Raw genomic sequence first — 21,600 nt, 5'->3', positions numbered from 1 at the left:
GTTTGAATTCCCTTCCGAAATCACGTGATTCAACGCTCCTCCGCACCCGAGAACCATGTCGGCATGCCAAGCCCCCCGACTTGGGCCGGTACGCCGAATTGACCTGCCGACCTCCCGGCAGCTAGGTCAACACCGCAAACAGTAGTGCCCATATTTGGGCACCGCAATAAGGAGACGGGATAACCTCACGCCATGGATCGGGGCAGCCTCAACCGAGCGTTCGGACAGGAGCTACGAGATCGCAGAAAACTTGCTGGGATGACGGCCGAGCAGATGTGGACACGACTGCGATGGCGTCGTAACACCTACCGGCGCACCGAGTCCGGTGAGCGGGATGTGACGCTGGCCGATGTCTTCGATGTTGCCGAGATCCTGAACATCTCCCCCACAACGATTTTCGCTGCCACGAAGAAGCGATGGCAGACCGGTGAGTATCCAAATCCGTCCGCCGGCGATGAATGGCGTGAAATCCTCGGATTGTGAGCGATTTGTCCAATTCGGCGCAGTAGGTCATTGAATTAGTCGCAATCTGTCACTGATGAATCGTACGATGCCGCTATGCTTTCCGCACTGTCCGTGCTGTCCGCCCTCGTGTGGTTGCTGCTCACGATTTGTGCGGTTCGAGTGCTGTACCTTCGTCGGGACTACTCTCTCCTCACTGGCGGCCTATGCGCGGTCGCGCTCGCATTCGTGCTCTATCTGCCGGGGGTCAATCGCGTCGTCGACCGGCAGCTGGCGGACGCTCCCCTTCATCTGGTGAACGTGGCACACCTGGGGCACATCCTGCTCACGCTTGCAGCGTGGTGCGCACTCGGGCGCAGTGCGTTGAAGGTCTTCAAACGAGAACAAGACACCCCGGACTGGCTGCGTGGTGTCCTGGACCGCACCCGGCGCAGTGCATCGGCCTTCACGAACACCGTCATGTGGTGGTGGAACATCTCGAACGCCGTGACCGCGGCGGTGGTTCTGGTGCTGTGGTTTTCGAGCGACCTCTCGCGAATCCCGGTGGACGACATGCTCGATCTACACGATCCGAGCTCACGCGCGGTAGCTGTGCTCTATGGCACGTGGGCCTTCGTCGGCGGGACCCTCGTCGTGACCGGCTCGCTCATCGGGTTGCGATCCGTCCGTGCGCCACGCCGTGCACTGTGGGTGACGCTCGGAATCGGCTGCTGCGGCATCGGATACGCCGCGACGGCTCTCGGCCTCGCTGCAATGGGGGGTACGCCCCTCCTGCAAGCGCACAGAGAGACCGTAATGGAGATCTGGGCCATCCCCGGCATGGTCCTGCTGTCAATAGGGGGAACGGCCGCCATCGTCGCCAAGGCTCGTGGCACTGCTACATCCAGGGTCGCCGACTAGGCATCGGCCTGCGGGCAAGCCAAGGGGGCACAAACGCGAAAAACCGCCCCGGGGGGCGGTTTCGGGCACAGGATGAGTAAAAGAGTGGAGCCTAGGGGAATCGAACCCCTAACCCCTGCCTTGCAAAGGCAGTGCTCTGCCAATTGAGCTAAGGCCCCGTACGGGATTCGTGAATCCCTGAGACTTGAATCAGCGGGTGGTGACCTCGTGCCAGAGGTCCGCGTCGCTGCGCTGGCGCAACTTGCTGATTCCGAAGATCACCGCGGCGACAATGCCGATCGTGAGGAGAAATTTCATGAATCCCACCCTACTGTGATGTTCGGGAGTGGGCCTAGGAGGACTTGAACCTCCGACCTCTTCGTTATCAGCGAAGCGCTCTAACCGCCTGAGCTATAGGCCCTCATCTTCGGCTCCGAGTGTGTTACTCGAACCGAGGCAGAAGATTACCGTACCCACCCGAAGATAACCAAAACGGCCGGTCAGCGGCCTGCGAGCGCAGGCGCGGACCGGCCGTCCGGAACATCGTTTTCTAGTCGGGATCGGCCAGCGTGACCTGAATACCGCCGACGAGATCGGTGCACTGGTTGTAGACGAAAACGCCCACTGTGGACAGGGCCGTCAACAGCACGACATTGATCAAGCCGATGATGCCGGCGTAGCCGAACACCGTGCCCGCGTCGATGAGCGACGACGAGGAGCTGTCCGACGACACCATGTCGGTGAAGGTGGAGTTCAGTCGCTCCCACACGCCCATGCCCTCGAGGACGAGGTACAGCAGGCCGACGGCCAGCATCCACACGAAGAACAGCGCCACGCTGATCACCAGCGAGACCTTCAGCGTGGACCACGGATCGATGTGGCGCAGCTGCACGGTGGCCCGCAGCGGCTCACCGGTGGCGGCGGCCTGCGCGACCGCCGAAGGGGCGGACGGCGAGACCGGTCCGGCCGGCGGGATCGGCTCCGGCGGCGGCAGCGGGTGCCGCAGTTCGGACAGATCCGGCAGATCCTTGACCAGTTCGGGACGCGCGATGCTGCGGGTGGGTCCGTCGATGCCGACGGACTTCACCATGGCCGCCTCCTTGCGCGCGGCCTTGGCCGCCAAGTCGGCGGTCGTCCGGGCATTGGAGACACCGGCGTTCAAGCCACCGCCTCCGCCTCCGCTGCTCAGACCGCCGCCGGGGCGGCCGGTGGTCGGGGCCTGGCCGGGCCGGTACAGGTTGGACTGGGGTTCCCGCTGCGGCAGCTGCGACCAGCCCCCTTCCTGATAGGGCGAACCACTCTGCTGCTCGTCACCCGACTCGGCTGCCGTGACCTCGTGCGCCTGCGCGTCGGCGAAATCGCCGGACTGGTCCGACATTTCGGGCGATTGCGGTGCACTGCCCTCGCCCGAACCCGTGCGCGGAATGGGCCGCGGCGGGATCGGAGACGGAGCAATTCTCTCGGTCACGCCATTGGCATGACCGCGCTGGTCATTCGGCTGATTCGTGGTCAATGGTGAATCCTTCGATCCGTTGTGCCGCCGCTGCTGTGGTGAAACTACTGCTTCGCCGAACCGCTGGTGTCATCTTCGGCAACCTGGTCGGGCTCATCCGCGTTCCGAGCGATCGCGAGCAACGTATCGCCCTCGCCCAGGTTCATCAACCGCACACCCTTGGTTTGGCGCCCGGCTTTTCGAACCTGGTTGGCCGCGGTGCGAATGACCCCGCCGCCGGACGTGATCGCGTACAGCTCATCCTCGTCATTGACGATGAGCGCACCGACCAGACTGCCACGCTTCTCGTCGTACTGAATCGTCAGGACACCCTTGCCGCCACGACCCTGCGCCGTGTACTCGCCGATGGCGGTGCGCTTGGAGTACCCACCCGCGGTCGCGACAAGCAGATAGATGCCCTCTTCGTCGCGAACCACGTTGAGCGACAACAGCTGATCGTCGGCATTGAAACGCATGCCCTGCACGCCGGAGGTGGCGCGGCCCATCGGGCGCAGCACCTCGTCATTGGCGGAGAAACGGATGGACTGACCGTGCGCCGAGACGAGCAGCAGGTCGTCCTCCGCGGAACACAGTGCCGCGCCGACCAATTCGTCACCATCGCGCAGATTGACCGCCACGATGCCGCCGGTCCGGTTCGAATCGAAGTCGGTCAGCTTCGACTTCTTCACCAGGCCGTTGCGAGTCGCCAGCACCAGATACGGCGCGTCCTCGTACGAGGTCAGCTGAATGACCTGGGCGATCTTCTCGTCCGGCTGGAACGCCAGCAGGTTCGCCACGTGCTGACCACGCGCGGTGCGGTTCGCCTCCGGCAACTCGTACGCCTTGGCCCGGTACACGCGACCCAGGTTGGTGAAGAACAACAGCCAGTCGTGCGTGGACGTGATGAAGAAGTGGCTGACAACATCGTCCAGCTTGAGACCCGCACCCTGCACGCCCTTACCGCCACGCTTCTGCGAACGATAGAGGTCGGTCTTGGTGCGCTTGGCGTACCCGGTCTCGGTGATGGTGACGACCACGTCCTCGCGGGCGATCAGATCCTCGTCCTGAACGTCACCGTCCGCCGCGATGATCCGGGTGCGGCGATCGTCACCGTGCTTGTCGACGATCTCCTGCAGCTCGTCGCGGACGATCGAACGCTGCCGCTCCGGCTTCGCGAGAATGTCCTTCAGGTCCGCGATCTCGGCCTCGATCTTCGCCAACTCGTCGAGGATCTTCTGCCGCTCCAGGGCGGACAGGCGGCGCAGCTGCATATCGAGGATGGCGGTCGCCTGGATCTCGTCGATATCCAGCAACTGCATCAGGCCGGTGCGCGCGGTCTCGGTGTCGGCCGAACGGCGGATCAACGCGATCACGGCATCCAGCTGATCGAGCGCCTTCACCAAGCCGCGCAGGATGTGGGCCCGCTCCTCGGCCTTGCGCAGCAGGTACCTGGTCCGCCGGACGATCACTTCCAGCTGGTGGGTGACGTACAGCCGGATCATCTGATCCAGGCGCAGCGTGCGCGGCACCCCGTCGACGATCGACAGCATGTTCGCGCCGAACGACGTCTGCAGCTGGGTGTGCTTGTAGAGGTTGTTCAACACCACCTTCGCGATGGCGTCCCGCTTCACCGTCACCACGATGCGCATGCCCGCGCGGTCCGAGGACTCGTCGTGGATGTCGGAGATGCCGGCGATCTTGCCGTCCTTCACCTGCTCCGCGATCGCGTTGATGAAGTTGTCGGTATTGACCTGGTACGGCAGCTCGGTGATGACGATCGTGGTGCGGCCCCGGTTGTCCTCCTCGATCTCCACCACACCGCGCATGCGGATGGAACCGCGGCCGGTGGTGTAGGCGTCGTGGATGCCCTGGGTGCCGACGATCAGGCCGGAGGTCGGGAAGTCCGGGCCCTTCACGCGTTCCATGCAGGCGGCGAGGGTGGCTTCCTCGTCGGCCTCGAAGTTGTCGAGAGCCCAGTAGATCGCCTCGGCCAGCTCGGTCAGGTTGTGCGGCGGGATGTTCGTCGCCATACCGACGGCAATACCGTTGGAACCGTTCATGAGCAGCGCGGGCACCCGCGCCGGAAGCACGACCGGTTCCTGCGTCTTACCGTCGTAGTTCGGGATGAAATCGACCGTCTCGTGGTCGATCTCGCGCAGCATCTCCATGGCCAGCGGCGTCAGCCGGCACTCGGTGTAACGCATGGCGGCCGCGCCGTCGTTACCGCGCGAACCGAAGTTGCCCTGGCCGTCGACCAGCGGATACCGCAGCGACCACGGCTGCGCCATACGCACCAAGGTGTCGTAGATGGCCGTGTCACCGTGCGGGTGGTAGTTACCCATGGTGTCGGCGACCGGGCGCGCGGACTTCACATAACCGCGGTCGGGCCGATAACCGTTGTCGTACATCGCGTACAGGATCCGGCGGTGCACCGGCTTCATGCCGTCCCGCACCTCGGGCAGCGCACGTCCCACGATCACGCTCATGGCGTAGTCGATGTAGGAGTTCTGCATCTCCTGCTGGATATCGACCGGTTCGATGCGGTCGCCGCCCGACGGCGGAAGTTCGGTCTCAGTCATGAATTGGTCTCCGTAGGAAGTCTTTTGGTGGTCCGATGACGCAGCAAGGCCGAAAGGCAGGGGTCAGGGGGCGATTCCCGGTCCCCTACCTGCCTCCGCTACACGTCGAGGAACCGCACGTCCTTGGCATTGCGAGTGATGAAGCTGCGCCGCGCCTCCACGTCCTCACCCATGAGGATGGAGAACAGCTCGTCGGCGGCCGCGGCGTCGTCGAGGGTGACCAGGCGCAGCACCCGGACGGCCGGGTCCATGGTGGTCTCCCACAGCTCCTTGGCATTCATCTCGCCGAGACCCTTGTAGCGCTGGACGCCGTCGTCCTTGTTGATCTTCTTGCCTGCGGCCAGACCGCGCTCCATCAGGCCGTCGCGCTCGCGGTCCGAGTACGCGAACTCGGGCTCGCTGCGCTGCCACTTCAGCTTGTACAGCGGCGGCTGCGCGAGATACACGTGACCCTGCTCGACCAGCGGCCGCATGAAGCGGAACAGCAGGGTCAGCAGCAGCGTCGAGATGTGCTGGCCGTCGACGTCGGCGTCGGCCATCAGCACGATCTTGTGGTACCGCAGCTTGGCGATATCGAACTCGTCGTGGATGCCGGTGCCGAAGGCCGTGATGATCGACTGGACCTCGTTGTTCTTGAGGACGCGGTCGATCCGGGACTTCTCCACATTGATGATCTTGCCGCGCAACGGCAGGATCGCCTGGTACATCGAGTCGCGGCCGGACTTGGCCGAACCACCGGCGGAGTCGCCCTCCACGATGTAGATCTCGGACTTGCTCGGATCCTTGGAGCGGCAGTCGGCCAGCTTGCCCGGCAGGCCACCGATATCGGTAGCGGACTTGCGCCGCACCAGCTCTCGCGCCTTGCGTGCCGCGACCCGGGCCTGCGCCGACGAAACCGCCTTCTGCACAATGGTCTTCGCGTCGGCCGGATTGGCCTCGAACCAATGCGAGATGTGCTCGTTGCAGGTGCGCTGGACGAACGACTTCACCTCGGTATTGCCGAGCTTGGTCTTGGTCTGGCCCTCGAACTGCGGGTCGGCGATCTTCACGCTCACGATGGCGGCCAGGCCCTCGCGGATGTCGTCACCGGTGAGGTTCGCGTCCTTCTCCTTGAGGAGCTTCTTGTCCTTCGCGTACTTGTTCACCACCGTGGTGAGCGCCGCGCGGAAGCCTTCCTCGTGCGTGCCGCCCTCGTGGGTGTTGATGGTGTTGGCGAAGGTGTGCACCGACTCGGAGTAACCCGAGTTCCACTGCATCGCGACCTCGACCTCGTGACCGGTGCCCTTACCGGTGAAGGACATGATCGAGTTGTGGATCGGCTGCTTGGTGCGGTTGATGTGCTTGACGAAGTCCTCGAGCCCGCCCGGGTAGTGGTAGGTGCGAGTCTTCACCTTCGGCGTGGCGACCCGCGCGGTCTCGTCGGCGTGCTTGGGCGCCTCGGCGGTCTCGCTGACCACCTCGTCGGTGATGTCGGTGTCGCTGATGCGCTGGTCGGTCAGCGTGATGGTGAGTCCCTTGTTCAGGAACGCCATCTCCTGCAGGCGCCGCGCCACCGTCTCGAAGCTGAAGGTGGTGGTCTCGAAGATCTCCGGATCCGGCCAGAACCGGATGGTGGTGCCGGTGCGCTTGGTGGGCTGACCCTGGATCAGCTTGCCCGGCTTGGAGTCCTTGTATTCCTGGGTCCAGTGGTAACCGTCGGTGTCGACCTCCGCCTCGAGGCGGGAGGACAGCGCGTTCACCACCGAGATGCCGACGCCGTGCAGACCGCCGGACACCGCATAGGATTCGCCGTCGAACTTACCGCCGGCGTGCAGCTGGGTCATGACCACCTCGATGGTGGGCACACCCTGCGCGTGCATGGCGACCGGGATACCGCGGCCGTCGTCGACGACCTCGACGCCGCCGTCGGCGAGCATGGTGACATCGACGCGCGTGGCGTACCCGGCCATCGCCTCGTCGACCGAGTTGTCGACGACCTCCCAGATCAGGTGGTGCAGACCGCGCTCACCCGTGGAACCGATGTACATACCGGGGCGCTTGCGCACCGCTTCGAGACCCTCGAGGACGGTGATGGAGTCGGCACCGTACGTCTGCTTGCCTTGCGTGGGCTGGGTCGAGCCGTCTGCATTGGAGTCCATGGCAGCCACTGGTCGGTAGCTCTCCTTACTTGCTGATCCTCCCGGCACAGTGAACGGCACACGTCGGGCCCTCTTGGCATGTCTGCTCGAGAGTTACGGGGCCCCACGCGCGGGCGCTGCGGAACGCGCCGGGAGGTATCGCCGCTAGTTACTCCACCATCCTACTGGTACGACCCGCACAGAATGCACCTATGACACCCCTGAGTGACCCGTACGGGAGTGAAATCGACCATCAACGTGTCCGGCCATAGGCGCGGGGTGTCCCGGTAGCTTCAGCGGGCACTCACACGGGTCGCCGGAAACTGTTAGCGACAGGGTTCGCGTCGATCATCGTGGTTCCACGTGAAACAGGTCGGCCGACCAGCATCGACGGGCTACCCGTAGGTGTCGCGCGGGCCCCTGCCCTTGATGTGCCGCTCACCCTTGCGCCAGCTGGGCGCCGTCGGGCCGTTGATGCGCAACTGGGTCACCACGTTGTTGCCCACCGCCGCCGCGATCTTGGCCAGGATCTGCGACTGGAACATGCGTAGCTGCGTCGCCCAGGCCGTCGACTCGGCCTGAATGCTCAGCACGCCGTTCTCCAGGGACACCGGCTGCGCATGCGAGGCGATGTCCTCACCGACCACCTCCGGCCAGCGGCCGAACACCGTGCCCTCGGCCACCTTCCCCGACCAGCCGCGCCCCTTCGCCAGCGACATGGTCAGCGACGACAGCAGTTGCGGATCACGCTCGTCCGGACCCGCACCGGACCAGCCGCGGCGCCCGCGCAGCGCACGCACCCCGCCCTTGCGCGGCGACGCCCGGCCCTGGCCCACGGACTTCCCGGCCGCGCGGGCCGCGGCTCGCGCCTCCTCGAGGGCTCGCCGCGCGAGATCCACCCCGCGCAGTTCGGGCTCCGGACTCGCAGCACCGGAATCGTTGTTTTCCGGCTGGTCAGCCATCTGCAACCTCTCTCCGTCCGGGACCCTGTTCCGACCGATTCTGCCCCATGCCACCGACAACCATCCGGGACATCTATTCGGCGATCCGGGAAGTGCGACTGTCGGCCTCGCCGACCGTCTCCACACGCATCGGCGTGGACTCCAGTTCCGCCGGAACATCTTCCGCCACAGCGGCGGTGATCAACACTTGCTCGGCGGTCGCGGCCACGGACACCAGCGCGGTGCGGCGGCGGCGATCCAGTTCGGCGAACACATCGTCGAGAATGAGCACCGGATCGGTACCGGCCGTCCGCAGCAGCTCGAACGCCCCCAGCCGCAAAGCCAGTGCGAACGACCACGATTCACCGTGACTCGCGAAACTCTTCGCGGGCGCGGAACCCAGCATCAGCTCCAGATCGTCCCGATGCGGGCCGACCAGGCATACACCGCGCTCCAATTCCTTGGGACGAGCTGTGGACAACTCCTGCAAGAGGATGGCTTCCAGCACCTCCTCGTCATCGTCACGTGGCGTTCTGGTGACGTCGAGGAATTCCGGCGGCAGGCTCGAGCTGCGGTAACCGATTGCGGCGGGCCGCGATTCGGGCGCGATACCCGAATAAGCCTGTGCAATATGTGGATAAAGCTCGTGTACCAACCGCAGCCGCTGCGCCACCAGCACCGCACCGTGCGCCGCGAGGTGCCCGTCCCACACGTCGAGGGTGCTCATCTCCGCACCGCGCGCACCCGAACGGGCATTCCGCCCAGCGGTTTTCAACAGGGCCGAGCGCTGCCGCAGCACCTTGTCGTAGTCCGCGCGCACGCCGGCCAGCCGCGGTAGTCGCGCGGTGGCCAGCTCGTCCAGGAAGCGCCGCCGCTCCCCCGGATCGCCCCGGACCAGCGACAAGTCCTCCGGAGCGAACAGGACGGTCTGCAGAATCCCCAGGATCTCCCGCGTCCGGCGCACCGGAGAACGGTTGATCTGCGCGCGATTCGCCGAACCCTGGTTCAGCTCCATATCCACACGCAACTCACGACCGGTGTTGACAACCGTCGCACCGATCCGCGCCCGCTGCGCACCCATGCGAATCAGCGGCGCATCGGCCGCCACCCGGTGTGAACCCAGTGTGGACAAGTAGCCGAGGGCCTCGATCAGATTCGTCTTGCCGTTCCCGTTGGACCCCAGGAAAACGGTTCTACCAGGCGGTAATTCGAGCTCGGCCGCCTCCCATGACCGGAAATCGCGCAGCGACAGCGCACGCACGTACACGCGGCAGTTACCAACTCTCGGGACACTCGGGGGCTTCGCCCCCAAAACCCTGGCCTGGGGAAAAGCCGTGTGGATACCCGAACGCGCGCAGCGAATCCGCTACGCGCGCCGAGTTTTTCACAGGTTTGTCAACACTGTGCACAGTTCGCGCCCGGGTCAGCCCGGGAGTCGCACCGGCATCAGCAGGTAGATGTAGTTCCCGGCCAGCGCCGGATAGGAACCCGACTCCAGCGGCTGCGGCTCCTCCTGCGGCGCCGGCAGCAGCACCGCCGGACGGCTCGGAGTGGTGAACCCGAACGCCACCTTCTCGGCGTGCAGCGCGGACAGGCCGTCGATCAGGTAGCCCGGATTGAACGCGATGGTCAGCGGCTCACCGAGGAAGTCGGCCTCCAGCCATTCCTCGGCCCGTCCCGCATCGTCACCGCCGGCGGAGAGCAGCAGGCCCTCCTCGGAGAACTCCAGCCGCACCTGGGCGCCGCGCTCGGCCACCAGGGCCACACGCTTGATGGCCTCGGTCAGCACGCTCACGGTGAGGATGGCGATGGAGGTGTGCTCCTTGGGGAGCAACTGACGGAACTTGGGGAATTCCGCATCGAGCAGGCGCGTGGTGGTGCGGCGGCCGCCGTTCACGATGCCCAGCAGGCCGTCGGTGCCGGTACCGAACGCCAGCTGCACCGGCTGATCGGAGGCGCCGAGCGTCTTCGCCGACTCGGACAGCGTGCGGGCCGGAACCAGCACCGCCGTCTCCACATCCGCGCGGCCCGGCTGCCACTCCAGCTCGCGCACAGCCAGCCGGAAACGGTCGGTGGCGGCAAGGACCACCTTCGGGCCCTCGATCTCCACCCGGATGCCCGTGAGCATCGGCAGCGTGTCGTCGCGGCCCGCGGCCACGGCCACCTGGCCCACCGCCGCCGAGAACAGATCCACCCCGAGTTCGCCGGTCTGCGGCGGCAATTCGGGCAGCTGCGGGTAATCCTCGACCGGCATGGTCGGCAGCGAGAACTTGGCGCTCCCGCACTGGATCAGCACGCGCGTGCCGTCCACGGAGACATCCACCGGCTTGTTGGACAGTGCCTTGGTGATATCGGCCAGCAGGCGGCCCGATACGAGCACCTGCCCGGGACCGGCGACCTCGGCGGCCACCCGCATCTGCGCGGAGACCTCGTAGTCGAAGCCGGACACCGTCAGGCCGTCCTCGTCAGCCACGAGAAGAACGCCGCCCAGCACGGGCACCGGAGGCCGGGAAGGCAGACTGCGCGCCACCCACGCTACGGATTCGGCGAAGTCCTCGCGGGCGACCCGAAACTTCATGCTGGCAAGCTCCATCGCCCGTTTGTCCTCTCCCAGTCTCGATCAGTCGTGTAATCGGCAGTCTCGCACACGGGGCCGACACCAAACCGTACCTGCGCAGCGCCGCGACGCCTACGCCGACCCTCCGGCATTCCGGCCCGCCTCGGGACGCATCGAGCGAACGGGGATCCTTCGCCCCTCTTCTCCTTGCCTACCGATCGGGTGGGGAGGAGCTACCCATCGAACCGTTCCCTCCCAAACCGGCTTTCCACACACCCTGTTTTAGAAGAAGGATTCTTAGAAGAGAAATCTCAGTAGTAATAGGTCCTGTTAGTTCTGTGGACTTCGCCCGTTTCCGCAGGCAGGAGCGTGCGGCGGCGTGGGGATGTCGTCTGGATGGCTCGAGGGTTAACGGCGGGTGGCTGTGGAGGCAACGCCTTACTCCACATCCATCCTCGAGCCATCCTCGAGTTGCTCCCCGGTTTCCAGGCCTGCTGCCAACATCTGAGTCGATCCGGGGACAACTCGAGGATTCCTCGAGGACTCGACAAGGACTCCTCGAGGAATCCACATGGCACAACTGCCATCACCGCTGGTCAGCCCTCGAGGATGAATCCACCTGTGGGAACTGTGCACTACTCGTTGTGCACCCCTGTTAGTAGAGGCCTGGTAGCAAACCGGTGGACAACAGTGGGATTCCTCGAGGAATCCACACACCCTCCTCGAGGACTCCTCGAGGAATCCACACCCCCGAAAACAGAAGACCCCCACGTCAATCGACGTGGGGGCCTGTGGACTGTGGACTACCGGGACCGCTGTTTGATTCGGGCTGTTAGTTCCTGAACCTGGTCGTACACACGCCGCCGCTCGGTCATCTCCTTGCGGATCTTCTTCTCCGCGTACATGACCGTGGTGTGGTCGCGGCCGAACGCCTGGCCGATCTTCGGCAGGGACAGATCCGTGAGCTCGCGGCACAGATACATGGCGATCTGCCGGGCCTGCGCCAGCGGCCGCGCCTTACCCGGACCGGTCAGCTCTTCGAGCGTGGTGTTGAAGTACTCCGCGGTCACGGCCATGATCGTGGCCGCCGTGATCTCCAGCGTCGCGGTATCCGGCATCAGATCCCGCAGCACCACCTCGGCCAGCGACAGATCCAGCGGCTGCCCGTTCAGCGACGCGAACGCCGTCACCCGGATCAGCGCGCCCTCCAGCTCCCGGATATTGCGCTCGACCCGGCTGGCGATGAGTTCCAGCACGTCGTGCGGCACATCCAGGCGATCCATCCGGGCCTTCTTGCGCAGGATCGCGATCCGCGTCTCCAGCTCCGGCGGCTGCACATCGGTGATGAGACCCCACTCGAACCGCGTCCGCAGCCGCTCCTCCAGGGTCGCCAGCTGCTTGGGCGGGCGGTCGGAGGACACCACGATCTGCTTGTTCGCGTTGTGCAGGGTGTTGAAGGTGTGGAAGAACTCCTCCTGGATGCCTTCCTTGCCCTCGATGAACTGGATGTCGTCCACCAGCAGGATGTCGGTCTCCCGGTAGCGGCGCTTGAACGCCACCTTCCGGTCGTCCCGGAGCGAGTTGATGAAGTCGTTGGTGAACTCCTCGGTGGACACGTACTTCACCCGCATCCCCGGGAACAGCCGCTGCGCGTAGTGACCCGCCGCGTGTAGGAGGTGCGTCTTGCCCAAACCCGAAGCGCCCCAGACGAATAACGGGTTGTAGGCGCGCGCCGGCGCTTCCGCGATGGCGACCGCCGCGGCATGCGCGAACCGGTTGGACGCGCCGATGACGAACGTCTCGAAGGTGTACTTCGCGTTCAGGCTGGCCGACGGCGAGGACGACTGCGGCTCCCGCTCCGGCGGCCGGTTGAAGTAGGTCGGCCACGAATTCCGGACGTTCACCACGGGTTCGTCGTCGTGGTCCTCGTCGACCGGGCGGCGGGCCGGTTGTTCCTCGGGCATGCGGCGCGGCGCGGGCCGGGGCGGTTCGTCGTCGTCCGCTTCGGGCGAGAAGAGCGTTTCCTGGCCGGGCGGCATGTTCTGGGCCCGGTGATTATCGCGGCGACGCGGCGGTTGCTGCGGCTCCGGAGCGGGCGCCGGCAACTCCTCGGCCATCGGCGGCTGCCCGAATTCCACAGGTGGATAAGCATCCCGCTCGCCGTACTCGGCCGGGTAGTCCTGGGGAGGAAGGTAGCGGGTCGTCGGGTAGTCCTGCGGCGCCGGATAACCGGGTGCCGGACGCTCGGCCGGCTGCGGTTCCTGGGCGTATCCGTTGGTGTCCTGGCCGTATCCGACCGGCTCCTGGCCGTAGCCGACGGGTTCCGGAGCGTAGGACCGAGGTGCGGGTTTGGGTTCGCGGGGCCGCTCGGGGCGGGAGGTCATGCGCGCGTGCCGCGGCGGATTCGCCGACCGGTCCGACGGCGGATGCTGCTGGGCGCGGATGCGCACGCCCAGGCCCTCCACCTGCAGGCCGCGGCGGGCGAGGGATCGCAGAATGATCTCACGCAGATCGCGCTCCACCGTGACCTGCGCCATCGTGCCCGGCACCGAGAGCAGGGCGAATCCCTGTGCGAAGGTGATCGGTTCGATAGTGTTGAGCCACGCCTTGTGCGCCTTGCTGACCGGCTGGATCTCACCGTCCGCCGAGCCGTCCGCCAGTTCGGCGATCACCTCCGGCCAGACAGCGGTCAGCACATTCTGCTCGTCGTCCACGAACGCGTTCCTCCCCGGATCAGGTAGATAGGAGCAGACGGCCGTCGTATGCTCGGCTCCCCCAGTTGCCGGGCGTCGGCGAGGCACCGCCAGCCCTACGAATATGCCACTCCAGGGGTCTTTCCACACAATTATCCACAGATGTGGAAAACCTGGGGATACACGTCTCCGCGTGTCCGATGGGGCGAATCCGGCCTGGACCTGCAGGTTCACAGCTAATTGCTGGCAATGTCATCCGCGGTCGCTTCGAGGCCGTGGAAAGGACCGTACACGAACCACCCGCCCGGAGACGAACTCCCAGGACCTGGCCACGCGACCAGGGTCACTCGACCCCGAGTTTGATTCTCGTTCAGCGGGTAAGTACCCTTCTACAGTCACCCTACGGTGCGGTGGCGGCTGTCTGCTGCCCGTGCCTACCAGGGTATTGCGCCGGAGAATCCCAGGATTCACCGAGAGCACGTATCACCGACAAAGCTTCGGGCGTCAAAGGACGCCCACCACCTAGAGGAGTGTTGACCGTGGCCAAGGGCAAGCGGACGTTCCAGCCGAACAACCGTCGTCGGGCGCGCGTCCACGGCTTCCGTCTCCGGATGCGGACCCGTGCGGGTCGCGCCATCGTCTCCGCGCGGCGTGGCAAGGGCCGCGCCAAGCTGACGGCCTGATTCGGTAATCCGGATGCAGAGTCGCTCGCACGGCTCGCCGTCCGGTCTCCGGTCCCCCATCCCCCAGCATTCCGACGGATGCTCAGGTGCTGCCTGAGCATCACCGGCTGCATCGACGCATCGACTTCTCCCGGACGGTGCGGCAGGGCCGGCGGATCGGGAGACGGGACCTCGTTGTGCATCTACTGCTACACGACGACCAAGCGAACGGATCCGACCCGGCAATCCGGGTGGGCGGTCCGCGCTTCGGCTTGATCGTCAGCAAGGCGGTGGGTCCGGCGGTGGTACGCCACCGGGTGGCCCGCCGCCTGCGTCATATCTGCGCATGCTTCGTGGCCGAATTGCCCGACGGCGCAGACATTGTCATTCGCGCGCTCCCCGGAGCCGCGGACGCGACCTCCGAAGAACTGCATCGGCAGCTGCAAGCCGGATTACGCAAACTCGGGATGCTCACTCCTGAAGGTGAGGCGGGCATCTCTGTGAGTGGCGAATCATGAATGGTGTGCGCGCCGCTGCCCGGCTCCCGGCCAAAGCTCTGATATTCCTCATCGAGCTGTATCGGACCTATATCTCCCCCACTCGCATGCCGGTGTGCCGGTTCACGCCCACCTGTAGCGAGTACGCGGTGACCGCGTTGCGCACCCGCGGACTGTTCGTCGGTATCGGACTGACGGCCGTCCGTTTGGCCAAATGTGCGCCCTGGCACCCTGGTGGGTGGGACCCCGTACCGGAACCTCGGTCTGCTCGCAAGGACCACGGTCACCGGCACGCGGCACAAGCTTGTGAAGGGTCACCGCCCGCGGTGACCGGCGATACGAACGACGGGAGTGCATAGAGCCGTGCTCGACTTCATCTATTACCCGGTGTCGGCCATTCTGTGGTTCTGGCACCAGGCCTTCGGGTATGTGCTGGGCAAGAACAGCGGGTTCGCCTGGGCACTGGCCGTGGTGTTCCTCGTGTTCACCCTGCGACTGGTGCTGTTCCAGCCGTTCGTGAAGCAGGTGCGCACCACCCGGCAGATGCAGGAGCTGCAGCCGCAGATCAAGGAACTGCAGAAGAAGTACAAGAACGACCGTCAGGAAATGACGGTCCAGATGCAGAAGCTGCAGAAGGAACACGGCTTCAACCCGCTCATGGGCTGTCTGCCCGTGCTGCTGCAGGTGCCGGTGTTCCTCGGTCTGTTCCATGTGCTGCGCTCGTTCCAGCGCACCGGCCACGGCATCGGCCAGCTCGGCATGTCGCCGGAGCAGAATGCCAATACGCCGAACTACATCTTCAGTGTGCCGGATGTTCAATCCTTCCTGTCGGCACGGCTTTTCGGCGCTCCCCTCTCGGCGTACATCACGCAGCCGACCACCATGCTGGATTCCTTCGCGCACTACGGCGGCATCCCGAGCAAGGTGGCCATCGCGGCCGTCTCCATCCCGCTGATGGTGATCGCCGGTGTGGCAACCCATTTCAACGCCCGCGCCTCGGTGGCCCGGCAGTCGGAGGCGGCCGCCGCCAACCCGCAGGCCGCCATGATGAACAAGCTTGCGCTGTATGTGTTCCCGCTCGGTGTCATGGTCGGTGGCCCGTTCCTGCCCGTCGCCATCCTGATCTACTGGGTCTCCAACAACATCTGGACCTATGCGCAGCAGCACCTCGTCTTCGGTCGTATCGAGAAGGAAGAAGAGGCGAAGAAGGCGGCCGCATTGGAGCGCCGCGCGCAGAACGCTCCCAAGCCGGGGGCGAAGCCGGTCGACGTCCGGAAGAAACAGGATGCCAAGACCGATGGCGTGCAGGACGCTCCGCTCGAAGACGCTCCGGCACAGGCGTCGCAGAACGGCGCCAAGCCCGCGCCGGGCGCCAAGCCTTCGCCGGGTGCGCGACCCGCGACCGCCAAGAAGCGTTCGGGCAATCGTGGCCGGCCGAACCAGAAGCGGCGTCGCTGACTCTCCGGCCGCTGTGGAGATTTGAGAAAGCTGCTGCGGCGCATCGCGCCGACAACTCCAGATGAAGGAAACAACCATGACTGTTGAAACCGACGGAGGGGACCCCACTGTGACGGCTGCGACGGCAGCGACCGAAGTCGCGAACGACGCGAACGACACCGAGGAAGCGCTCATCGAAGAGGGCGAGATCGCGGGCGACTACCTGGAGCAGTTGCTGGACGTGCTCGACTTCGACGGTGACATCGACCTCGATGTGGAGGGTGACCGCGCGGTCGTCAGCATCGACGGCGGTAAGGATCTGGCGAAGCTGGTCGGCCGGCGCGGTGAAGTCCTGGACGCGCTCCAGGAGCTGACCCGTCTGGCCGTGCAGCAGGCGACCGGCGTCCGCAGCCGGCTCATGCTGGATGTGGCGGGCTGGCGCGCCAACCGCCGCTCCGAGCTGAGCGCCCTCGGCACCGAGGCGGCGAAGCGGGTGCTGGAGTCCGGCGAGCGCGAGGTGCTCGTCCCCATGACTCCGTTCGAGCGCAAGATCGTGCACGACGCCGTGGCCGCTGTCGACGGGGTGGTGAGCGAGAGCGAAGGCGTCGAGCCGAGCCGCCGCGTGGTGGTCCTGCCCGCCTGAGTCCGCCGCGCGGACACGCAGTCTCGGGGCCCCCGGTTCGAATGGACCGGGGGCCCTACGCTTATCTGCAAGTGGCAATCGGGGTTCGAAGACGCCCCGGAAGTTTGGAATCACCCCGCGAGAGTTGGAAGGATGTTTCACGTGGAACCTGACGCCGAGGCGATCGATCAGGGTTCGGCCGAGCCGCCCGCCGCTGCCGCGGTCGTCTTCGGAGAACGGCTGCCACTGGCCCGCCGCTACTACGAAGTGCTCGCGAGCGCGGGCGTGGAACGCGGACTGATCGGACCCCGCGAGGTGCCCCGGCTGTGGGATCGGCACATCCTCAATTGCGCCGTGATCGGTGACCTCATCCCCCAGGGCGCGTCGGTCGTCGATATCGGCAGCGGCGCGGGCCTGCCCGGTATCCCACTCGCCATCGCGCGCCCGGACCTTCGAATCACCTTGGTGGAGCCGCTGCTTCGCCGCACCCTGTTCCTCGCCGAGTTCGTCGACGCGGCGGGACTCACCAATGTGACCATCGTGCGCGGGCGGGCCGAGCAGGCCGGCGTGAAGAAGGAAGCGGGCGGCGCCGATGTGGTCACCTCCCGGGCGGTGGCGCCGCTGGCGAAGCTCGCCGGTTGGTCCATGCCGCTGGTCCGCGATCACGGACGGATGCTGGCGCTCAAGGGAGTCAGCGCCGCGGAGGAGATCGAGCGCGATCGCGAAGAGTTGACCAAGGCGGGCGCCGGCAAGGCGGAGGTCTTGGAATGCGGTGTGGGAGTGCTCGAGACGCCCACCGTCGTCATCAGCGCCGAGCGGCTTCCCCGGAAGGAACGACGCGCCGGGGTTCGTGCCGACAAGCGCGCGAAGGGGTAGCGTCCGAATCATCCCCGCGGATGCGATGGCACCGGGCGGAGGCGGAAGTCGCGGTGCGGCTGCGGGATGCGCTGCAGGAGTACCCATGAGATCTGTCCGGAGTGCCGGTGTGGGGGCCGGCCTTTCCCTTGTTCTCGCCGCGGGCGTGTGGTGCGCCGCGCCCCGCGCCGAGGCGGTCGTCCTGAATGTCGAAGTGTCTGCCGTCCGGGTCTCGGTCGGGGAGACCTATACGGTGACCGCCACGGTGGCGCCGAGCGACAATCCCCTCCCGGTTACCTTCACCGACAATGGATCCGAGATCGCTCAGGTGATGGCCACCGGCCCCACGGTGTCGACGGACTGGACCCCTTCGACCGCGGGCACGCACGACTTGGCTGCGAGTCAGCCGGATGCCGGGGCGCGGTACGTTACCGTCACCGTGACGGAGTGACCCCTCCCCCGGACACCCCTCCCCCGGTTGCCCGCTCGGGCAATGTTTCCCGTGAAACATGACTCGAATGGGGTGCGAGGTTGCTAGATTCGCGTGTCGCACCGAGATGATTCCCGTTCAACTTCCGTATTGTGTCCCGTACTGGCAAGCTAGTGAACGTCGAGCGTGAGCGCAGACTCACGATGCCCGGCACCGGCTCGAAATCGGCTGGGAGTCAGCGGAACGGCTTCGGAATGGGTATCGATCTCACACCTCGCATCTCCTCGGTGACGACGCAGCGTTGCGGCTGCTGCTGTCAGGTGCGCGGAATTCTGCTCGGCCACGTGTCTTTGAGTTCTCGGGGTTAGGAGCCTGTATGTCCAACGGTCCGGCGAATGTTTCACGGGAAACAACGTCCCGGGTTCCCGGCATGCTCGATAGCGGTCCCTTCGATGCAGAGGAGTTCAGCCGCACCCCGTTCGGGAACATCTCCGGCGCCGAGACCCCGATTGCCGCCGAAGCGCAGCGTGCCACCCAGGTGCTGTCCGGCACCGCCGCTTCCATCCCCCGCCCGCGGGAACAGCGGATCCTCACCATCGCGAATCAGAAGGGCGGCGTGGGCAAGACGACCACCGCCGTGAACCTGGCCGCGGCCCTCGCGATCCAGGGCATGCGGGTGCTGGTGATCGATCTCGACCCGCAGGGCAATGCCAGCACCGCGCTCGGCATCGACCACCACTCGGGTATCCCCTCCAGCTACGAGCTCCTCATCGGCGAGTGCACGGTGAGCGAAGCGATCCAGCAGAGCCCGCACAACGAGCGCCTGCTGTGCATCCCCGCCACCATCGACCTCGCCGGTGCGGAGATCGAACTCGTCTCCATGGTCGCCCGCGAGGGCCGCCTGAAGGCCGCCATCCAGGAAGCCAATCTCGCCGGCTACGACATCGACTACGTGATGATCGACTGCCCGCCTTCTCTGGGTCTGCTCACCGTCAATGCGATGGTCGCGGCCAAGGAGGTGCTCATCCCCATCCAGTGCGAGTACTACGCACTCGAGGGCGTGGGCCAGTTGCTCCGCAATATCGGTCTGGTGCAGGCGCACCTGAATCCCGAATTGCATGTCTCCACCGTCGTTCTCACCATGTACGACGGCCGCACCAAGCTCGCCGATCAGGTGGCCGAGGAAGTGCGCTCACACTTCGGTGACGCGGTGCTGCGCTCGGTCATCCCGCGCAGCGTCAAGGTGTCCGAGGCGCCCGGCTACGGCATGACCGTGCTCGACTACGACCCGGGTTCACGTGGCGCCATGAGCTACCTGGATGCGGGACGAGAGATTGCGGCGCGCACGGCGCGCCAGACCGAGCCGGTGCCCCAGCCCGGCGCAGAATCCGGTGTGTAGTTGAATCTCGGGTGCGCTGAACAACGAAAGGGGTCGGTAAGCCGATGAGTCAGGCGAAGAAAGGTGGACTGGGTCGCGGTCTCGCGGCCTTGATCCCGACCGGGCCCGCGACCACACCCGGCGGGCTCGGCAGTGCCGCCGCCAATGTCGTCATCGGTGTAGACCCGATCGGTCCGCAGCCGGCGTCCGCGTATCTGCACCGGGTCCCCGATCCGGTCGAGGGCATCGATGTGACGGACGCGGGCGCGGTGTATCGGGAGATCCCGCCCGAGCACATCGAACCGAACCCGAAGCAGCCGCGTCAGGTTTTCGAGGACGAGGCACTCGCCGAACTGGTGCACTCCATCAAGGAATTCGGGCTCATGCAGCCCATCGTGGTGCGGCAGGTTTCGACCCTGCCGGAGCCGCGCTATCAGCTCGTCATGGGCGAGCGGCGGTGGCGGGCGAGTCAGGAGGCGGGACTCACCGCCATCCCGGCCATCGTGCGCGAGACCGCGGACGAGTCGCTGCTGCGCGATGCGTTGCTGGAGAACATCCATCGGGTGCAGCTGAATCCGCTCGAAGAGGCGGCCGCGTATCAGCAGCTGCTCGAGGAGTTCGGCGTCACCCACGAGGAACTGGCTTCCCGGATCGGCCGTTCCCGGCCGGTCGTCACGAATATGATTCGGCTGCTGAAACTTCCGATCCCGGTGCAGCGCCGGGTCGCGGCGGGCGTGCTGTCCGCCGGGCATGCCCGGGCGCTACTCGCCGTGGAAGCCGGAGCCGAGGCACAGGAAGCGCTCGCCGCCCGGATCGTGGCGGAGGGCATGTCGGTCCGGGCCACCGAGGAAGCCGTCACACTGGCCAATCGGGATCCGGATGCCGGGGCCACTCCCCCGGCCCCCAAGCGCAAGCCGATTCAGATGCCGGGTCTGCAGGATGTGGCGGAGCGGTTGTCGGAGTCGTTCGACACTCGCGTCACGGTGAGCCTCGGCAAGCGCAAGGGCAAGATCACGGTGGAGTTCGGATCCATCGACGATCTGGAGCGGATCGTGAGTCTCATGGAGCAGTCCAAGCTCTGAAAAGGGCCCTATGCGGGGGCCTCGGCTGAAACGTCACAGTGACGGGGCTCTTTTCCTATGCGGTGGAGAGGCATATTGCGGTGATCGCATATCCTGGCTGGCGAGCAGTTGATGCGGCGTGAGTGTGGATGAATCGGACAGCTGGAGGCTGAGCAGAGCAGTGTCGACCAGCGTGACCGCACTTACCCTCGGCGGACTCGACAAACTCCCGACGCACGCACGGCGCTGCGTGTTCTGGGAGATGGATCCCGCCGTGGCCGCGGACTGTCGTGAATTCAGTGACCCGGTCTTCGAGAAGGAGGCCTGGTTGTCCAGGGTCATGCTCGAATGGGGTTCCTGCGGGCAGGTCGCCATGGTGGAGGACAAGTCGGCCGGGTGCGCGCTCTACGCGCCGCCCAGCGCGGTGCCGCGCGCGGGGCTGTTCCCCACGTCCCCCGTGAGCCCGGATGCCGTGCTCATCACCACGCTGCGGGCCGAATCCCCTTACGAGGGCACCGATGTGGCCAATCAGCTTTTGCAGGCCGTGGTCGGCGATCTGATGCGTCGTGGCGTGCGGGCGATCGAGGCGTTCGGGATCCGGAAGGATCCGCCGACCTCGCCCATGCCTTCGGTGGGGTCGATGACCCTGCGGGAGCGGATCGGGACGCCGCTGCGCTCCCCCGCGCCGGCGCCGGCGGGCTGCTCGCCGGAGAACTGCATGATCGAGGCGGACTTCCTCGAGGATGTCGGTTTCAAAGTGGTTGCCTCGCATCATCGTTTCCCGCGCCTGCGGCTGGAACTCGATACCGAGCACCTGTGGAAGGAAGACGTCGAGCGCGCGCTGGATCAACTGCTCGCGGCCGCTTCCATGACCATGCCGAACCGAGTTATGACCTTGTAACAACTCTCGTAGCTCGCGGCTCCACCTCCCTGCGCCG

General features: G+C 65.8%; 20 protein-coding genes and 2 tRNA genes. 12 read left to right on the top strand and 10 right to left on the bottom strand.

What is annotated here, in order from left to right; genetic code table 11:
• The first annotated feature begins 192 nt into the window (after nt 1-192).
• Both ACH438_RS21970 and ACH438_RS21965 read left to right on the top strand, forming a co-directional pair.
• The gene (locus ACH438_RS21970; RefSeq protein ID WP_397007959.1) at nt 193-483 is read left to right on the top strand and encodes a helix-turn-helix domain-containing protein; all 291 of its coding nucleotides are present in this window, start codon (nt 193-195) and stop codon (nt 481-483) included.
• Nucleotides 484-558: 75 nt separating this feature from the next.
• The gene (locus ACH438_RS21965; protein ID WP_397007957.1) at nt 559-1,362 is read left to right on the top strand and encodes a hypothetical protein; all 804 of its coding nucleotides are present in this window, start codon (nt 559-561) and stop codon (nt 1,360-1,362) included.
• An 85-nt stretch (nt 1,363-1,447) separates the two neighbouring features.
• Here ACH438_RS21965 and ACH438_RS21960 read toward each other — a convergent pair.
• The 10 genes from ACH438_RS21960 to dnaA form a co-directional block, all read right to left on the bottom strand.
• A tRNA-Ala gene (locus tag ACH438_RS21960) sits at nt 1,448-1,520 on the bottom strand.
• A gap of 31 nt (nt 1,521-1,551) precedes the next feature.
• Nucleotides 1,552-1,659 (bottom strand): DLW-39 family protein, encoded by a 108-nt coding sequence (locus ACH438_RS21955; protein ID WP_355125342.1) that lies wholly within the window; start codon nt 1,657-1,659, stop codon nt 1,552-1,554.
• Between the two features lie 29 nt (nt 1,660-1,688).
• A tRNA-Ile gene (locus ACH438_RS21950) sits at nt 1,689-1,762 on the bottom strand.
• A gap of 129 nt (nt 1,763-1,891) precedes the next feature.
• Nucleotides 1,892-2,719 (bottom strand): DUF3566 domain-containing protein, encoded by an 828-nt coding sequence (locus tag ACH438_RS21945; protein ID WP_397007955.1) that lies wholly within the window; start codon nt 2,717-2,719, stop codon nt 1,892-1,894.
• Nucleotides 2,720-2,898: 179 nt separating this feature from the next.
• Complete coding sequence (gyrA, locus tag ACH438_RS21940) at nt 2,899-5,412, bottom strand: DNA gyrase subunit A (protein WP_397007953.1); 2,514 nt, start codon at nt 5,410-5,412, stop codon at nt 2,899-2,901.
• Between the two features lie 98 nt (nt 5,413-5,510).
• On the bottom strand, nt 5,511-7,550 hold the full coding sequence (gene gyrB / locus ACH438_RS21935) for a DNA topoisomerase (ATP-hydrolyzing) subunit B (RefSeq protein ID WP_397007951.1): 2,040 nt from the start codon (nt 7,548-7,550) through the stop codon (nt 5,511-5,513).
• Nucleotides 7,551-7,924: 374 nt separating this feature from the next.
• Nucleotides 7,925-8,491, bottom strand: coding sequence for a DUF721 family protein (locus tag ACH438_RS21930; RefSeq protein WP_397007949.1), 567 nt, complete (start codon nt 8,489-8,491; stop codon nt 7,925-7,927).
• A gap of 73 nt (nt 8,492-8,564) precedes the next feature.
• Nucleotides 8,565-9,737 carry a DNA replication/repair protein RecF gene (gene recF / locus ACH438_RS21925; RefSeq protein WP_397007947.1) on the bottom strand — a complete coding sequence of 391 codons (1,173 nt, stop codon included), beginning with the start codon at nt 9,735-9,737 and terminating at the stop codon, nt 8,565-8,567.
• A 156-nt stretch (nt 9,738-9,893) separates the two neighbouring features.
• Nucleotides 9,894-11,063 (bottom strand): DNA polymerase III subunit beta, encoded by a 1,170-nt coding sequence (gene dnaN / locus ACH438_RS21920; protein ID WP_397007945.1) that lies wholly within the window; start codon nt 11,061-11,063, stop codon nt 9,894-9,896.
• A 767-nt stretch (nt 11,064-11,830) separates the two neighbouring features.
• Complete coding sequence (gene dnaA / locus ACH438_RS21915; protein WP_397007943.1) at nt 11,831-13,741, bottom strand: chromosomal replication initiator protein DnaA; 1,911 nt, start codon at nt 13,739-13,741, stop codon at nt 11,831-11,833.
• A 518-nt stretch (nt 13,742-14,259) separates the two neighbouring features.
• Here dnaA and rpmH point away from each other — a divergent pair.
• The 10 genes from rpmH to ACH438_RS21865 all read left to right on the top strand — a co-directional run bounded on the left by rpmH (nt 14,260) and on the right by ACH438_RS21865 (nt 21,563).
• Complete coding sequence (rpmH, locus tag ACH438_RS21910; protein WP_033085250.1) at nt 14,260-14,403, top strand: 50S ribosomal protein L34; 144 nt, start codon at nt 14,260-14,262, stop codon at nt 14,401-14,403.
• Between the two features lie 86 nt (nt 14,404-14,489).
• Nucleotides 14,490-14,900 carry a ribonuclease P protein component gene (gene rnpA, locus ACH438_RS21905; RefSeq protein WP_397007941.1) on the top strand — a complete coding sequence of 137 codons (411 nt, stop codon included), beginning with the start codon at nt 14,490-14,492 and terminating at the stop codon, nt 14,898-14,900.
• On the top strand, nt 14,897-15,238 hold the full coding sequence (gene yidD, locus ACH438_RS21900) for a membrane protein insertion efficiency factor YidD (protein ID WP_397007939.1): 342 nt from the start codon (nt 14,897-14,899) through the stop codon (nt 15,236-15,238). Before rnpA ends, yidD begins: the two co-directional genes overlap by 4 nt.
• Before the next feature lie 4 nt (nt 15,239-15,242).
• Nucleotides 15,243-16,337 (top strand): membrane protein insertase YidC, encoded by a 1,095-nt coding sequence (yidC, locus tag ACH438_RS21895; protein ID WP_397008244.1) that lies wholly within the window; start codon nt 15,243-15,245, stop codon nt 16,335-16,337.
• 76 nt (nt 16,338-16,413) lie between these two features.
• Nucleotides 16,414-16,959, top strand: a complete 546-nt coding sequence (locus tag ACH438_RS21890) for a protein jag (protein WP_397007937.1) — start codon at nt 16,414-16,416, stop codon at nt 16,957-16,959.
• A 132-nt stretch (nt 16,960-17,091) separates the two neighbouring features.
• On the top strand, nt 17,092-17,814 hold the full coding sequence (rsmG, locus tag ACH438_RS21885) for a 16S rRNA (guanine(527)-N(7))-methyltransferase RsmG (RefSeq protein ID WP_397007935.1): 723 nt from the start codon (nt 17,092-17,094) through the stop codon (nt 17,812-17,814).
• Nucleotides 17,815-17,899: 85 nt separating this feature from the next.
• Nucleotides 17,900-18,244, top strand: a complete 345-nt coding sequence (locus tag ACH438_RS21880; protein WP_397007933.1) for a hypothetical protein — start codon at nt 17,900-17,902, stop codon at nt 18,242-18,244.
• A 409-nt stretch (nt 18,245-18,653) separates the two neighbouring features.
• On the top strand, nt 18,654-19,622 hold the full coding sequence (locus ACH438_RS21875) for a ParA family protein (protein WP_397007931.1): 969 nt from the start codon (nt 18,654-18,656) through the stop codon (nt 19,620-19,622).
• A 44-nt stretch (nt 19,623-19,666) separates the two neighbouring features.
• The gene (locus tag ACH438_RS21870) at nt 19,667-20,683 is read left to right on the top strand and encodes a ParB/RepB/Spo0J family partition protein (RefSeq protein WP_397007929.1); all 1,017 of its coding nucleotides are present in this window, start codon (nt 19,667-19,669) and stop codon (nt 20,681-20,683) included.
• A 160-nt stretch (nt 20,684-20,843) separates the two neighbouring features.
• The gene (locus ACH438_RS21865; protein WP_397007927.1) at nt 20,844-21,563 is read left to right on the top strand and encodes a GNAT family N-acetyltransferase; all 720 of its coding nucleotides are present in this window, start codon (nt 20,844-20,846) and stop codon (nt 21,561-21,563) included.
• Nucleotides 21,564-21,600: the final 37 nt, after the last annotated feature.

It is taken from the genome of Nocardia sp. NPDC020380, from assembly GCF_044386975.1.
GTDB lineage: Bacteria > Actinomycetota > Actinomycetes > Mycobacteriales > Mycobacteriaceae > Nocardia.
The sequence above is the reverse complement of the archived record's forward strand: the minus strand, read 5'-3'. Positions and strand labels throughout refer to the sequence as shown.